Source organism: Cellulomonas carbonis (assembly GCF_014636275.1).
In the GTDB taxonomy this organism is placed as follows: domain Bacteria; phylum Actinomycetota; class Actinomycetes; order Actinomycetales; family Cellulomonadaceae; genus Actinotalea; species Actinotalea carbonis.
The window spans coordinates 29,651-43,987 of record NZ_BMEB01000006.1 but is presented as its reverse complement, the minus strand read 5'-3'; the positions used below and the strand labels follow the sequence as shown (position 1 = coordinate 43,987).

Here is a 14,337-nt window from a genome sequence, read left to right as displayed (position 1 = left end):
GACGTGCGCGGCGGCAGCGTCACCGCGTCGCCCGACGGGCCGACGGGGGACCCCACGGCGTGGTGGCGCCGGGCGCCGTGGTGGCTGCAGGCGCTCGCGGTCGCCGCGGCCGGGCGGCTCGTGGGTGCCGTCGTGCTCGCCGTCGTCGCCCGCACGCAGGCGGCCACGGGATGGACGGCCGCGTCGCCGTCGTACCTGGAGTACGCGGGGCTCATGTGGGACGCGAGCTGGTACCGCGGGATCGCGGAGCAGGGCTACCCCGTGGGCCTGCCGACGGGTCCCGACGGGCGCGTGGTCCAGAACGCGTGGGCGTTCTTCCCGCTCTTCCCGCTCCTGGTCCGCGTCCCCCTCGCCGCCGGGGTCCCGTGGCACGTGGCCGCGCCGGTCGTGGCGACCGGTCTCGGCCTCGCCGCGGCGGTGGTCGTGCACCGGGTCGTGCGCCTGACCGGTGCGTCCGAGCGCGTCGCGCTGACGACGGTCGCCCTCGTGCAGGCGCACGCGGCCGCGCCCGTCCTGCAGGTCGCGTACACCGAGTCGCTCGCGCTGCTCCTCGTCGCGGCGTGCCTGTGGGCCGTCATGACGCGCCGCTACCTGCTCGCCGTCCCGCTCGTCGTCGCGCTCGGGCTGACGCGGGCGGTCGCGCTGCCGCTCGCGCTGGTGGTCGTGGTCCACGCGGCGCACCGGTGGCGGACCCGGGCGGCGGACCCGTGGCCGACGCGCGAACGCGTCGGGCTGGCGGCGCTCGGCGCCGTGTCCGTCGTCGCGGGTCTCCTGTGGCCGGCCATGGTCGGGCTCGCCACGGGCGTGCCCGACGCGTACGCGCAGACGCAGGCGGCGTGGCGTGGACGGCAGGAGGTCGTCCCGCTCGTGCCGTGGTTCGACGTCGGGCGCTGGCTGGTCGGCTCGTGGGGACCGGTCCTCGTCGTCCTGGTGTGGATCGCGGTGCTCGGCGTCGTCGTCGCGCGGCCGCTGCGCCGGCTCGGCCCCGAGCCGTGGGCCTGGACCGCGGCGTACCTCGGCTACCTCGTCGTGGTCCTCGAGCCCGGGACGAGCCTCGTGCGCTTCACGCTGCTCGCCTTCCCGGTCGCGGCCGCGGCGGCGGCCCTCCTCGACCGGCTGCCGACGACGGCCCGGCGCGCGGCCCTCGCGGCGGTCCTCACCGCCGGCGTCCTCGCCCAGGTCGCCTGGGTCGCGCTCCTGTGGCGGCTCGTGCCGCCGTCGGGCTGGCCCCCGTGAGACCTCAGGTCCACGCGGGGGAGCGACCAACATCGCAGGTGAACTAGACTTCCCTCGGACGACCGCCATGGCGGGCCGGCCGGCACCGCCGGACGACGAGCCCGCAGGCGGCACACGACGCACCGGAAGGGGAGCCATCGATGGCCGCCATGAAGCCGAGGACGGGTGACGGGCCGCTCGAGGTCACCAAGGAGGGCCGGGGCATCGTCATGCGCGTCCCCCTGGAGGGGGGCGGTCGGCTCGTGGTCGAGCTCAACGCGACCGAGGCGAGCGAGCTCGGTGAGGCGCTGACCTCGGTCGTCAGCTGAACGACGCGGTGACTCCCGCCGCACCTCCCGCTCGTCGTCGTGCCCCGGCCGGTCGCCGGGGCGCCGCGGCGGGCGAGTCCATGTCCTGGGACGTCGTCCCCGCAGCCCTGCCCGACGTCACGGTGGTGCGCGGCACGGTCGCGACGTCACCGCTCCTGACCGAGGACGACGTCGACGCGCTCGTCCTGCCGGTCGCACCGGCCACCGACGAGGACGAGGGCGTCCAGCCCCGCTCCGGCACGACCGACGCGGCCGTGCGCCTGGGTGTCGACCTGCCCGACCTCGCCGACCGCGCGCGGCTCACGGGTGCTGCGGGCGAGGCGCACGTCGTGCACCTGCCGCGTCCCATCGCCGGCTCGGCCGACCTCCCGTGGGCCGGGCTCCCCCCGCGCGTCGTGCTGGTCGGCATCGGCGACGGCACGACGACGGACCTGCGCCGGGCCGGCGCGGCCGTCGCCCGCGTCACGCGGCGCCTGCGGCGGGTCGTGTGCACCGTGGGCTCGGACTCGGGGCCCTCGGGCACCGCCGCGCTCGTCGAGGGGTACCTGCTCGGTGCCTACCGTCAGCCCGTCCGCCGCAAGGACGCCGGCGAGCCGGCCGCGGACGAGCTCGTCCTGCTGGGGCGCTACGCCGAGGCCGCGGTCGGGACGGCCACGCGCTCGGCGCGTGCGACGTGGGTCGCCCGCGCCCTCTCGGCGACGCCGTCGTCGGTCAAGGACCCCCAGTGGGTCGCGGACCAGGCGCGCCTGCTCGCCGCAGCGCTCGGCCTGGACGTCGAGGTGCTCGGCGTCGAGGAGCTCACGCGACGCGGCTTCGGCGGCGTCCTGGCCGTGGGCGGCGGGTCGGCGCGCGAGCCGCGCCTGGTCGTCGTGCGCTGGACGCCCGAGCAACCGGTCAGCTCGGGCGTGCCGCCGCGGCACGTCGTCGTGGTCGGCAAGGGCATCACGTACGACACGGGCGGCCTGTCGATCAAGCCGCGCGAGGCGATGGTCCCCATGAAGACCGACATGACCGGCGCAGCGGTCGCGCTCGCCACGGTGCTCGGGGCCGCCGAGGCGCGCGTGCCCCACCGGGTCACCGCGGTGCTGCCGCTCGCGGAGAACGCCGTGGGCGCCGCGTCCTACCGGCCGGGCGACGTCGTGACGGTGTTCGGCGGGACGACCGTCGAGATCGCGAACACGGACGCCGAGGGACGGGTCGTGCTCGCCGACGCGCTCGCGTACGCCGACGCCGAGCTCGACCCCGACGTCCTCGTCGACGTCGCGACGCTGACGGGCGCCGCGACCCTCGGCCTCGGCAAGCAGAACGCGGCCTTGTACTCGCCCGACGACGCCCTCGCGCGCGCCCTCGCGGACGCCGGCGCGGCGGCGGGCGAGCCGCTGTGGCGCATGCCGCTCGTCGAGGACTACCGCACCGCGATCCGGTCCGACGTCGCCGACGTGCGCCACGTCCCTGCCGACAGCACGACCGGCGGTGGCTCGATCACGGCGGCGCTGTTCCTCCAGCGGTTCGTCGGCGCCCGTCGCTGGGCACACCTCGACATCGCCGGACCCGCGCGGTCGTCGTCGGCGACGCACGAGGTGCCCGAGGGGGCGACCGGCTTCGGTGCCCGCGCCCTGCTCAGGTGGCTCGGCGAGCTGCGCTGACGCGTCGGCCGCGCCGCCTCACCGCCGAGCGGCGAGCAGCAGGCCGTCTCCGCTCGGGAGCAGCGCCGGGACGACGCGCTCGTCGTCGCGCAGCGAGCGAGTGACCTCGCGGAGCGTGGTCGTCAGCTCGTCGCGCCGCGCGGGGTCGGGGACCCGGTCGGCCGAGAGAGCGTGCGCGACGGCGAGGACCCCGCCCGGGCGCAGCAGACGCAGCGCGTGCTCGACCGTCGCGGGGGTCTCCAGGGGGTCGCCGTCCACGAGCACCATGTCGTAGCCGCCGTCGGTGAGCCGCGGCAGGACGTCGAGCGCGCGGCCCGTGATCGTGCGCGCGCGCGTGCTGCGGACCCCCTCCTCGGCGAAGGCGTCCTTGGCCGCGCGCTGGTGCTCGACCTCGGTGTCGATCGTCGTGAGCACGCCGTCGGGTGCCATGCCGCGCAGCAGCCAGAGGCCGGACACGCCGGCCCCGGTCCCGACCTCGGCCACCGCACCGGCCCGCAGCGCCGCGGCCACGAGCCGGAGGACGGCGCCCGTGCCCGTCGACACCGCGGGCACGCCCAGCTGTGACGCGCGGTCGTAGGCGCGCAGCAGCACGTCGTCGGCGGGCAGGAAGTCCTCGCTGTAGGCCCAGCTCACGGACTTGTCGGGTGCGATGGTGTCCTCCTGGGCGGTCGCGGGTGCCCCGATGCTAACGCGGAGCGCGCCGTCGGCCGTGGGGCACACGCGGACGCACGCCCGGTCACCCGCACGCGTGGAACACCCACGGGCCCCCGCGCGTTGTGGCGGACGAGGGCGCGACCCTCCGGCGCCGGGCACACTGGGGCGGGACGGGTCGCCGACGGTCGACGGGCGTCGGGCCGACAGCCGGCGTGGACGGGAGAGCACGGTGCGAGGAGCGTTGCGAGGGCGACGCCCGGGCGACGAGAGCGCCGGAGCGGTCGCCGTCCTGCGTGCCCCCACCTCGGATACGGACGCCACCGCGGACCGCACGACCGACGCGCCCCACGCGCCCGTGGACCCGGCCGCGCGACGCCCGGGCGAGGCGCCCCCCACGTGGGAGGCGATCGTGACCGAGCACTCGGCGCGCGTCTACCGCCTCGCGTACCGCCTCACGGGCAACCGGTACGACGCCGAGGACCTCACCCAGGAGACGTTCATCCGGGTGTTCCGGTCCTTGTCCTCCTACCAGCCCGGGACGTTCGAGGGCTGGCTGCACCGCATCACGACGAACCTCTTCCTGGACCAGGCGCGGCGTCGACGCCGCATCCGGATGGACCCCCTCGGCGAGGACGCGGGTGACGTGCCCGGTGCCGCGGGTCTCGGCACGCCCGAGCGCGGCTTCGAGCACGCGAACCTCGACCAGGACGTGCAACGCGCGCTCGACGCGCTGTCGCCCGAGTACCGCGCCGCCGTCGTGCTGTGCGACATCGAGGGGCTGTCGTACGAGGAGATCGCCGTCACGCTGGGCATCAAGCTCGGCACCGTCAGGTCGCGCATCCACCGCGCGCGCGCCCAGCTGCGCGAGTCGCTCGCGCACCGCGCCCCCGGGGTCCCTTCCCCGCGCGACGGCGTGCCCGACCTCGGCTCGGGGCCGGCCGCCCCTCGCTCCGTCCACGCCGCACGAGGCGGGGCATGAACCACCTCGGCACCCAGGTGTCCGCGCTCGCCGACGGCCAGCTCTCGCCCGGCGCGACCGAGCGCGCTCTCGCCCACGTGGCGGTGTGCCGCACGTGCGCCGAGGAGCTCCAGGCGGCCCGCGAGGCGCGTCGCACGCTCGCGGGTGCCGGGGACGTCCTCCCCGCGCCGGACCTCACGGCGCGACTGCTCGCGCTGGGTGCCCTGCCGCCTGCCGACGCGCCGCGCGACGGCGAGCGGTGGCACAGCTGGAGCGTCCCCCTGCCGGGTCACGGCGGCGAGGTCCCGCACGGCCCGCTGCGCGGGGACGTCGTCCGTCGCCGTGCGCTCGTGCCGCGGCCCGTCCTCGCCGCCCTCGCGGGCGGCGTCGGCGTCGTCGCGACCGGCCTCGTCGTGGTCGGCGGGCAGCCGCCCGTCGTGCCCGAGACGGACCGCTCCTACGCGCTGTCCGTGCTGGCCGAGGCGGCCGGCACCGGACCGGCCGAGCGTCGGACCGCCGGGCACGGCGCCGACGCCGTCGGCGCCGTCGTCTCCTCGCGCGACGGGACGCCCGCGCTCGCACCCGCGGCTCCGGGGCTCGATCTCGACGGCGACGCGGCCCACGCCGAGGTGCTCTCGTGGATGGCGGGGCACGGCTGGGTGTCGCCCGTCGACCTGCCCGACGGCCTGCGCGTGACCGGCCTGCGTCTGGACGAGGGCTCAGGACGGCTCGAGCTCGACCTCGAGCACGACGGCGGCACCGTCGTGGTGCTCCAGGAGCCCGGTCGTCTCGACGACGGCGCCGTCGAGGGCCTGCCCGTGCAGCACGTGCGCGGTCGTGACGTCCACCTCGTGTCGGCCGAGCCCTGGTACGTCGTGTGGCAGGACGGCGACACGGTCGTGACCGTGGTCGCCGAGGGCGCCTCGGACGCGACACGTGACCTCGTCGGCGCCCACCCGGGTGCCGCGTACGACGACGGCGTCCCCGCCAGGCTCGCGCGCGGATGGCACGCGCTCGCGGGATCATTGGCCCCGTGAGCGACGAGCCGAACCCCTTCGCGGCACCCTGGGCGCCGCGGCAGCCGCAGCGTCCCGCCGAGCCCGAGCAGTCGGCCGACGCGCCGCCGGCCGCTCCCCGGCCGCCGCTGCAGGCGCAGCCGCTGCAGGCCCCGCCGCACCCGTCGGCACCCCAGCAGCCGGTCCGGCCGGACGGTCCGCGCGACCCGTGGCCGGTGGCGCAGCCGGGCGAGCCCGCCGGGGCAGGCGTGCGCGCGCCGCACGGGTTCTCCGCGCCGTCCGGCCCCGCCGGTCTGCCGCCCGCGCCGCCCCCGCCGAGCGGCACGCCGTGGGGACCGCCGACGCCCGTGGCGGACAGCTGGGGGCGGCCCCTCCCGGAGCGGCGTGAGCCGCGCCGGCGCGGTCGCCTGGGTGCGCGGGCCGTCGCCGGCCTCGTCGCGCTCTCGCTCGCCACGGGCGGCGTCGCGGGGTGGGTGGGCGGCCGCCTCGAGGACCGCGCCGACGCCCCGCAGGACGTGGCGCTGCCGGCGTCCGTCACGGGGAGCCGGGACGTCGAGGACCTCACCGGGGTCGCGCGCATCGCCGCCGAGGTGCTGCCGAGCGTCGTGTCGATCGAGGTCGCCGGCGCCGAGGGCAGCGGCACGGGGTCGGGGTTCGTGCTGCGCGAGGACGGGCACATCCTCACCAACAACCACGTGGTGTCGGCGGCGGCGGACTCCGGGCGGATCGTCGTCGTGTTCGCGGACGGCTCGCAGGCCGACGCGACCGTCGTCGGCCGCACGCCCGAGTACGACCTCGCCGTGATCCGGGTCGACCGCACGGGCCTCACGCCGCTCGCGCTCGCGGACTCCGACGAGGTCGTCGTGGGCGACCCCGTCGTCGCGATCGGCGCCCCGCTCGGGCTGCAGGGCACCGTGACGACCGGGATCGTCAGCGCCCTCAACCGGCCCGTCTCCGCGGGCAACGCGGTCGAGACGGCGTTCATCAACGCGATCCAGACCGACGCCGCCATCAACCCGGGCAACTCGGGCGGGCCGCTCGTCAACGCCGCCGGCGAGGTGGTCGGGATCAACTCGGCGATCGCGCAGGCACCGGGTCTCGGCCAGGCGGCCGGGAGCATCGGTCTCGGCTTCGCGATCCCGTCGAACCAGGCCCGGCGGACCGCCGAGGAGCTCATCGCCACCGGCGAGGCGACGTACCCGGTGATCGGCGTCCTGCTCGACCAGCGGTACACGGGCGAGGGTGTCCAGGTCGCGACCGAGGAGCAGCAGGGGCAGCAGCCCGTGACCCCGGACGGCCCCGCCGACCGAGCGGGGATCCGGCCCGGCGACGTCATCACCGCGATCGACGGGCGTCCCGTCACGGACGCGGACGAGCTCATCGTCGCGATCCGGGCGCGCGCGCCGGGCGACGCCGTGACGCTCACGGTCCGCACGGGTGACGACGACGCGCGCGAGGTCCGCGTGGTGCTCGACGTCGTGCCGACCGACTGACCCGTGCCCGACCGACCCGTACCCGACCGACCCGTACCCGACCGACCCGTGCCCGCCCCCTGCGGATAGCATGATGCGGTGTTCGGGATCAACGGTGCGGAGGTGCTCATCCTCCTGCTCGTGGCGGTCGTCGTCGTGGGCCCCGAACGCCTCCCCGCGTACGCCGAGCAGCTCGGCGGGTGGGTCCGCCAGCTCCGCACGCTCGTCCGCACGACGAAGGACCGGGTCGCGAGCGAGATGGGGGAGGACGTCGTCGACCTCGACTGGGCGACGCTCGACCCTCGGCGCTACGACCCGCGACGCATCGTCCGCGAGGCGCTGCTCGAGGACGAGCCCGCCCCCGTGACGGGCAGGCGGTACACGACCGGTGCAGGCCGCGCGACAGCGGGCGCCGCCGCCGCGAGTGCCGCCGCAGCGGCGCGCGGGCCGGTGCGACGGACGACGGCGGAGCCCGACGACGCGGCGCCGCCCGCGGTGCTGTTCGACGAGGACGCGACCTGAGGGTCCGGCTGGACCTGCCACAATGCACCGCATGCCCGACGCCCGAATCCTCTCCGGCATGCAGCCGACCTCCGACTCGCTCCACCTCGGCAACTACCTCGGCGCGCTGACGAGCTGGGTCGGCCTCCAGGACTCGTACGAGACGATCTACACGGTCGTCGACCTGCACTCGCTCACGGTCGCGACGGACCCGCAGCTGCTCCGCGAGCGGACCCGCCGGACCGCCGCGCAGTACCTCGCCGCGGGGGTCGACCCGTCCCGGTCGGCGCTGTTCGTGCAGAGCCACGTGCCCGAGCACGCGCAGCTCGCGTGGGTCCTGTCGTGCCACACGGGGTTCGGCGAGGCCGCGCGCATGACGCAGTTCAAGGACAAGTCGGCACGTCATGGCAACGACGCCACGAACGTCGGCCTGTTCACCTACCCGATCCTCATGGCGGCCGACATCCTGCTGTACGACGCGGCGCTCGTGCCCGTCGGCGAGGACCAGCGCCAGCACCTCGAGCTCACGCGCGACCTCGCGCAGCGCTTCAACGCGCGGTTCGGGCAGACCTTCGTCGTGCCCGAGCCGCACATCGTGCGCGCGACCGCGAAGATCTACGACCTGCAGGAGCCGACCGCGAAGATGAGCAAGTCCGCCTCGTCGCCGAACGGCCTCATCGAGCTGCTGGACGACCCGAAGGTGGTCGCGAAGCGCATCCGCTCGGCCGTGACCGACGCGGAGCGCGAGATCCGCTTCGACCCGGTCGCCAAGCCGGGCGTGTCGAACCTGCTGACGATCCACTCGGCCCTCAGCGGCCGCACGGTCGCCGAGCTCGAGCAGGACTACGCCGGTCGCGGCTACGGCGACCTCAAGAAGGACCTGGCCGAGGTGGTCGTCGGGTTCCTCGAGCCGTTCCAGGAGCGCGTCCACGGGTACCTCGACGACCCCGCGTCGCTCGACGACGTCCTGGCCGAGGGCGCCGAGCGCGTCCGCGTCGTCGCGCGCGAGACGCTCGCGCGCGTCTACGACCGCGTGGGCCTCCTGCCCGCGCGCGGGACGCTCGGATGAGGCTTCCGGAGCGGGTCGGCGACCAGGTGCGCATCGGTGTCGCGATCCAGGTCCCGCCGCCGTTCGGCCCGCGTCTGCAGCGTGCGCGCGCGGCGTTCGGGGACCCGCTCGCGACCGACATCCCGCCGCACGTGACGATCGTGGGGCCGACGGTCGTCGAGGCCGAGGACCTGCCGGTCGTCCGCAAGCACATCGCGGACGTCGTCGCGGGGCACCAGCCGTTCACGCTGCACCTGCGCGGGACGGGGACGTTCCGGCCCGTCTCGGCCGTGGTGTTCGTCCAGGTGGTCCAGGGCATCGCCGAGTGCGAGCAGCTCGAGCGCGCGGTCCGGTCCGGCCCGCTCGCGCAGGACCTGCGCTTCAACTACCACCCGCACGTGACGGTCGCGCACGACGTCGCCGAGGACGCGCTCGACCGGGCGTTCGACGAGCTCGCGCACTTCGAGGCCGTGTTCGCCGTCGACACGGTGCAGATGTACGAGCACGGCGACGACGGCGTGTGGCGCCCCGTCGAGCACTTCCCGCTCGGTCGCTGAGCCGGCACGGACGAGGGGCCCCGTCCGACGGACGGGACCCCTCGCTGGTGCTGCCGGGTCAGAAGGCGCGGGTGATCATCGCGCGCTTGACCTCCTGGATCGCCTTCGTGACCTCGATGCCGCGCGGGCACGCCTCGCTGCAGTTGAAGGTCGTGCGGCACCGCCACACGCCTTCCTTGTCGTTGAGGATCTCGAGGCGCTGCGCGGCGCCCTCGTCGCGGCTGTCGAAGATGAAGCGGTGCGCGTTGACGATCGCGGCCGGTCCGAAGTACTGGCCGTCCGTCCAGAACACCGGGCACGACGACGTGCACGCGGCGCACAGGATGCACTTGGTGGTGTCGTCGTAGCGCGCGCGCTCCTCGGGGGACTGGCGGCGCTCAGCCGTCGGCGCGTTGCCGCCCGTGATGAGGAACGGCATGACCTCGCGGTAGGACGCGAAGAACGGCTCCATGTCGACGACGAGGTCCTTGAGGACCGGCAGGCCCTTGATCGGCTCGATGACGATCGGCTTGGACGGGTCGAGGTCCTTGAGCAGCGTCTTGCAGGCGAGGCGGTTGCGGCCGTTGATGCGCATGGCGTCCGAGCCGCAGATGCCGTGCGCGCACGAGCGGCGGAACGTCAGCGAGCCGTCGACCTCCCACTTGACCTTGTGCATCGCGTCGAGCACCCGGTCGGTCGCGTGGGCCGTGACGGTGAACTCCTCCCAGAACGGCTCGTCCGAGCGGTCCGGGTCGAGCCGACGGATGCGCAGCGTGACGTCGAAGCTCGGGATCTCGCCCGCCTTCGTCTCGGCTGCGCTCGTGCTGTTCTCGGCGACGGCGGTCATCAGTACTTGCGCTCCATCGGCTGGTAACGGGTCACGGTGACCGGCTTGTAGTCGAGGTCGACCCGGCTGCCGCCGGGGCTGTCGTCGGGACGGAGGTAGGCCATGGTGTGCAGCATGAACCGCTCGTCGTCACGCGTGGGGAAGTCCTCGCGGAAGTGGCCGCCCCGGGACTCCTCGCGCGCGAGCGCCCCGGCGACGACGATCTCGGCGAGGTCGAGCAGGAAGCCGAGCTCGATGCCCTCCATGAGGTCGGTGTTGTAGCGCCGCCCCTTGTCCTGGACGCTCGCCGACCGGTAGCGCTTCTTGAGCTCGACGATGTCGTCGCGCGCCGCCTCGAGGGACGCCGCCGTGCGGAAGACCTGCGCGTTGCGGTCCATCGTCTCCTGCAGGTCGCGCCGGATGTCGGCGATGCGCTCGCCCGCGGCGTGGTCCCGCAGCCGCTCGATGTAGCCCACGATCGGCGCGGACGCGTCCTCGGGCATCTCGTGCAGGGGGGCGGTCGTCGCGTACGCCGCGGCGGCGATCCCGGCCCGCTTGCCGAAGACGTTGATGTCGAGCAGCGAGTTGGTGCCCAGGCGGTTCGACCCGTGCACGGACACGCACGCGACCTCGCCGGCGGCGTACAGGCCGGCGACGACGTCGGTGTTGGTGCGCAGCACCTCGCCGTCGATCGTCGTCGGGATGCCGCCCATCGCGTAGTGCGCGGTCGGGTAGACCGGCACGGGCTCGGTGTACGGCTCGACGCCGAGGTACGTGCGCGCGAACTCGGTGATGTCGGGCAGCTTCGCGTCGATGTGCGCGGGCTCGAGGTGGGTCAGGTCCAGGAGGACGTAGTCCTTGTTCGGGCCGCAGCCGCGCCCCTCGCGCACCTCGTTCGCCATCGCGCGCGCGACCATGTCCCGCGGCGCGAGGTCCTTGATGGTGGGGGCGTAGCGCTCCATGAACCGCTCGCCCTCGCTGTTGCGCAGGATGCCGCCCTCGCCCCGCGCCGCCTCCGACAGGAGGATGCCCAGGCCCGCGAGGCCGGTCGGGTGGAACTGGAAGAACTCCATGTCCTCGAGCGGGATGCCGCGGCGCAGCGCGACCGCCATGCCGTCGCCCGTGAGGGTGTGCGCGTTCGACGTCGTCTTGTAGATCTTGCCCGCGCCGCCGGTGGCGAAGACGACGGCCTTCGCCCGGAACACGTGGATCTCGCCCGTCGCGAGCTCGTAGGCCACGACACCGCTCACCGCGACCTGCTCGTCCGCGGGCACCGGCCCGCGCGTGAGGTCGTGCGTGAGGACCACGTCGAGCACGTAGAACTCGTTGAAGAACTCGACGTCCTGCTTGACGCACTGCTGGTAGAGCGTCTGGAGGATCATGTGGCCCGTGCGGTCGGCCGCGTAGCACGAGCGGCGCACCGGCGCCTTGCCGTGGTCGCGCGTGTGGCCTCCGAACCGGCGCTGGTCGATCTTGCCCTCGGGCGTCCGGTTGAACGGCAGGCCCATCTTCTCCAGGTCGAGGACGGCGTCGATGGCCTCCTTGGCCATGACCTCGGCGGCGTCCTGGTCGACGAGGTAGTCACCGCCCTTGACCGTGTCGAACGTGTGCCACTCCCAGTTGTCCTCCTCGACGTTCGCGAGCGCGGCGCACATGCCGCCCTGCGCCGCGCCCGTGTGGGAGCGCGTCGGGTAGAGCTTGGAGATGACGGCCGTGCGCGCACGGCTCGACGACTCGAGCGCGGCCCGCATGCCCGCGCCGCCCGCGCCGACGATCACGACGTCGTACTGGTGGGTCTGCATCGGTTCTCGTCAGTCCTTCGTCGGTCGGTGGGGTGCTCGGGTCACGGCCGCGCCGTCACTCGGTGCAGAAGGAGGGCAGGAGCTCGGTCGGGGCGCCGGCGGGGCACGTCTCGAACGTGAAGATCACGAGGGTGCCGAGGACCACGGTCACGACGAACGCGAGGTAGAGGAGCGTCTTGAGGACGAGGCGCGTCCCGTCCCGCTCGGCGTAGTCGTTGATGATCGTCCGCACGCCGTTGGTTCCGTGGATCATCGCGAGCCAGAGCATGAGCAGGTCCCAGACCTGCCAGAACGGGGAGGCCCACTTGCCCGCGACGAAGGCGAAGTCGATCGCCTTGATGCCGTCGCCCACCATGAGGTTGACGAAGAGGTGGGCGAAGATCAGGACGAGCAGCAGGACGCCCGACAGGCGCATGAACATCCAGCCGAGCATCTCGACGTTGGTCCGCGTCGTCCGGCGCGTGCGGGTGCTGCGCGGGCTGCGGGGGGCGGGGACGGTCACGGTGGCCATCAGTGCGCTCCGAACACGTTCATGAGGTGGCGCGGCAGGAAGCCCGCCATGGTGACGACGACGAGCCCGACGACCACCCACAGCATGACCCGCTGGTAGCGCGTGCCCTGGGACCAGAAGTCGACCAGCATCACGCGGATGCCGTTGAACGCGTGGAAGACGATCGCGGCCACGAGGCCGGCCTCGCCGATCCCCATGACCGGGTTCTTGTACGCGCCGATGACGGCGTTGTAGGCCTCGGGCGACACGCGCACGAGCGACGTGTCGAGCACGTGGACGAGGAGGAAGAAGAAGATGAGGAAGCCGGTCACGCGGTGGGCGACCCAGGACCACATCCCCTCGCGGCCTCGGTAGAGCGTGCCGGCCGGCTTCTCGGGCACTGGTTGACCTCCGGTCGAGGGGACGACGTCGTCGGTGGGCGTGCGGACGCGGGCCTCGGGGGCCGCGTCGCTGCTGCTCACCCTGCGCGACACTGTACGACTCCGCACGGCCCTCCCGACGCACACAGCGGGCCCTGCGGCAAGGGACGCCGGTCCCTCCACGCACGGCGTGTGAGCAATGCCACAGCGGCCGCGACCGGTCTCGGGTGCTGTGCCCGGTCTGCGGCAGGATGACCGCCATGACCGAGTCCGCAGAGTCGTCCGCCGGGTCGAGCGCCGGGTCGTCCGTGCCCCCTCGCTCCTCCGCCGCACCGGCCGCCCGGGTCCCGGGGCTGCACGCGGTCGTCCCCGCGGGGGGTGCCGGGACGCGCCTGTGGCCTCTCTCGCGGGCGGGCTCGCCCAAGTTCCTGCACGACCTCACGGGGGCGGGTCGGAGCCTGCTCCAGCAGACGGTCGACCGCCTCGCGCCGCTGGCGGACGGCGTCGTCGTCGTCACGGGGGAGCGGCACGCCGCGGCGGTGCTCGACCAGCTCCCCGACCTCCGCGGCTCGGTGCTCGCCGAGCCCTCGCCGCGCGACTCCATGGCGGCGATCGGGCTCGCCGCCGCCGTGCTCGCCGAGCGCGAGGACGACCCCGTGATCGGGTCGTTCGCGGCCGACCAGGTGGTCGAGGCCGGTCCCGCGTTCGGCGAGGCGGTGCGCCAGGCGGTCGTCGCGGCGCGCGCGGGCTACGTCGTGACGGTGGGGATCCGCGCGTCCGGCCCCTCGACCGCGTTCGGCTACGTCCGCACGGGGGAGCCGCTGGGTCTGGCGGACGCGCCCGACGCGTGCCGCGCGTCGGGCTTCACCGAGAAGCCGGACGCCGCGACCGCGGCGGCCTACCTCGCCACGGGCGAGTACCGCTGGAACGCGGGGATGTTCGTCGTGCGCGCCTCGGTGCTGCTCGACCACCTCGCACGGCTCCTTCCCGTCCTGCACGACGGGCTGCGCGAGATCGCCCGCGCGTGGGACACCGACGCGCGCGACGACGTGCTCGCCCGCGTGTGGCCCGGCCTCCAGCGGATCGCGATCGACCACGCGATCGCCGAGCCGGTCGCGGCCGAGGGCGGCGTGGCCGTGGTCCCGGGCGACTTCGGCTGGGACGACGTCGGGGACTTCGCGTCCCTCGGCGATCTCGTGCCCGCCGACGCCGAGGGCCGCCACGTGCTGGGCGACGCGGACGCGGTGCTCACGCTCGACGCCGCCCGACCCGTGGTGGTCCCCGGCTCCGGCCGGCTCGTGGCGGTGCTGGGTCTGGACGACGCGGTCGTCGTCGACATGCCCGACGCGCTCCTGGTCACGACCCGCGCGCACGCGCAGCAGGTCAAGGGCGTGGTCGACGCGGTGCGGGCAGCGGGGCGCGACGACCTCGTCTGACCTCCGCCGCCCCGCCGTCCGACCGACA

General features: G+C 74.7%; 15 protein-coding genes. 10 read left to right on the top strand and 5 right to left on the bottom strand.

Annotated features, from left to right (window positions below; genetic code table 11):
- Positions 1–3: 3 nt before the first annotated feature.
- The 3 genes from IEV86_RS15300 to IEV86_RS15290 all read left to right on the top strand — a co-directional run bounded on the left by IEV86_RS15300 (position 4) and on the right by IEV86_RS15290 (position 3,190).
- Complete coding sequence (locus IEV86_RS15300; RefSeq protein ID WP_052425809.1) at positions 4–1,236, top strand: hypothetical protein; 1,233 nt, start codon at positions 4–6, stop codon at positions 1,234–1,236.
- 140 nt (positions 1,237–1,376) lie between these two features.
- Entirely contained in the window at positions 1,377–1,544 is a 168-nt protein-coding gene (locus IEV86_RS15295; protein WP_081802811.1) for a DUF3117 domain-containing protein, read from the top strand.
- A gap of 80 nt (positions 1,545–1,624) precedes the next feature.
- Entirely contained in the window at positions 1,625–3,190 is a 1,566-nt protein-coding gene (locus IEV86_RS15290) for a leucyl aminopeptidase family protein (RefSeq protein WP_043602517.1), read from the top strand.
- A gap of 18 nt (positions 3,191–3,208) precedes the next feature.
- Here the strand turns inward: IEV86_RS15290 and IEV86_RS15285 are convergent, their stop codons facing one another.
- The gene (locus IEV86_RS15285) at positions 3,209–3,841 is read right to left on the bottom strand and encodes an O-methyltransferase (RefSeq protein ID WP_043602577.1); all 633 of its coding nucleotides are present in this window, start codon (positions 3,839–3,841) and stop codon (positions 3,209–3,211) included.
- Between the two features lie 358 nt (positions 3,842–4,199).
- Between IEV86_RS15285 and sigE the strand changes: the two genes are divergently transcribed.
- From sigE to IEV86_RS15255, 6 genes are all read left to right on the top strand, one after another.
- Complete coding sequence (sigE, locus tag IEV86_RS18295; protein ID WP_043602576.1) at positions 4,200–4,823, top strand: RNA polymerase sigma factor SigE; 624 nt, start codon at positions 4,200–4,202, stop codon at positions 4,821–4,823.
- Positions 4,820–5,839 (top strand): anti-sigma factor, encoded by a 1,020-nt coding sequence (locus IEV86_RS15275; RefSeq protein WP_043602515.1) that lies wholly within the window; start codon positions 4,820–4,822, stop codon positions 5,837–5,839. Before sigE ends, IEV86_RS15275 begins: the two co-directional genes overlap by 4 nt.
- Positions 5,836–7,311: a S1C family serine protease gene (locus tag IEV86_RS15270; RefSeq protein ID WP_229734687.1), complete on the top strand. Its 1,476-nt coding sequence runs from the start codon at positions 5,836–5,838 to the stop codon at positions 7,309–7,311. The genes IEV86_RS15275 and IEV86_RS15270 overlap by 4 nt, the downstream gene beginning before the upstream one ends.
- 78 nt (positions 7,312–7,389) lie before the next feature.
- On the top strand, positions 7,390–7,812 hold the full coding sequence (locus IEV86_RS15265; protein WP_043609204.1) for a twin-arginine translocase TatA/TatE family subunit: 423 nt from the start codon (positions 7,390–7,392) through the stop codon (positions 7,810–7,812).
- 31 nt (positions 7,813–7,843) lie between these two features.
- On the top strand, positions 7,844–8,860 hold the full coding sequence (gene trpS / locus IEV86_RS15260) for a tryptophan--tRNA ligase (protein ID WP_043609211.1): 1,017 nt from the start codon (positions 7,844–7,846) through the stop codon (positions 8,858–8,860).
- Positions 8,857–9,396 (top strand): 2'-5' RNA ligase family protein, encoded by a 540-nt coding sequence (locus IEV86_RS15255; RefSeq protein ID WP_043609202.1) that lies wholly within the window; start codon positions 8,857–8,859, stop codon positions 9,394–9,396. The genes trpS and IEV86_RS15255 overlap by 4 nt, the downstream gene beginning before the upstream one ends.
- A gap of 58 nt (positions 9,397–9,454) precedes the next feature.
- Here IEV86_RS15255 and IEV86_RS15250 read toward each other — a convergent pair whose 3' ends face one another.
- From IEV86_RS15250 to sdhC, 4 genes are read right to left on the bottom strand one after another with little or no spacing between them, the layout of a single operon-like run.
- Positions 9,455–10,222, bottom strand: coding sequence for a succinate dehydrogenase iron-sulfur subunit (locus tag IEV86_RS15250; protein ID WP_043609199.1), 768 nt, complete (start codon positions 10,220–10,222; stop codon positions 9,455–9,457).
- Positions 10,222–12,003: a succinate dehydrogenase flavoprotein subunit gene (sdhA, locus tag IEV86_RS15245; RefSeq protein ID WP_043609196.1), complete on the bottom strand. Its 1,782-nt coding sequence runs from the start codon at positions 12,001–12,003 to the stop codon at positions 10,222–10,224. Before sdhA ends, IEV86_RS15250 begins: the two co-directional genes overlap by 1 nt.
- A gap of 55 nt (positions 12,004–12,058) precedes the next feature.
- Positions 12,059–12,514: a succinate dehydrogenase, hydrophobic membrane anchor protein gene (gene sdhD / locus IEV86_RS15240; RefSeq protein WP_043609194.1), complete on the bottom strand. Its 456-nt coding sequence runs from the start codon at positions 12,512–12,514 to the stop codon at positions 12,059–12,061.
- On the bottom strand, positions 12,514–12,894 hold the full coding sequence (gene sdhC, locus IEV86_RS15235) for a succinate dehydrogenase, cytochrome b556 subunit (RefSeq protein ID WP_043609193.1): 381 nt from the start codon (positions 12,892–12,894) through the stop codon (positions 12,514–12,516). The genes sdhD and sdhC overlap by 1 nt, the downstream gene beginning before the upstream one ends.
- Before the next feature lie 239 nt (positions 12,895–13,133).
- Between sdhC and IEV86_RS15230 the strand changes: the two genes are divergently transcribed.
- Positions 13,134–14,309: a mannose-1-phosphate guanylyltransferase gene (locus IEV86_RS15230; RefSeq protein WP_081978898.1), complete on the top strand. Its 1,176-nt coding sequence runs from the start codon at positions 13,134–13,136 to the stop codon at positions 14,307–14,309.
- The last annotated feature ends 28 nt before the right edge of the window (positions 14,310–14,337 follow it).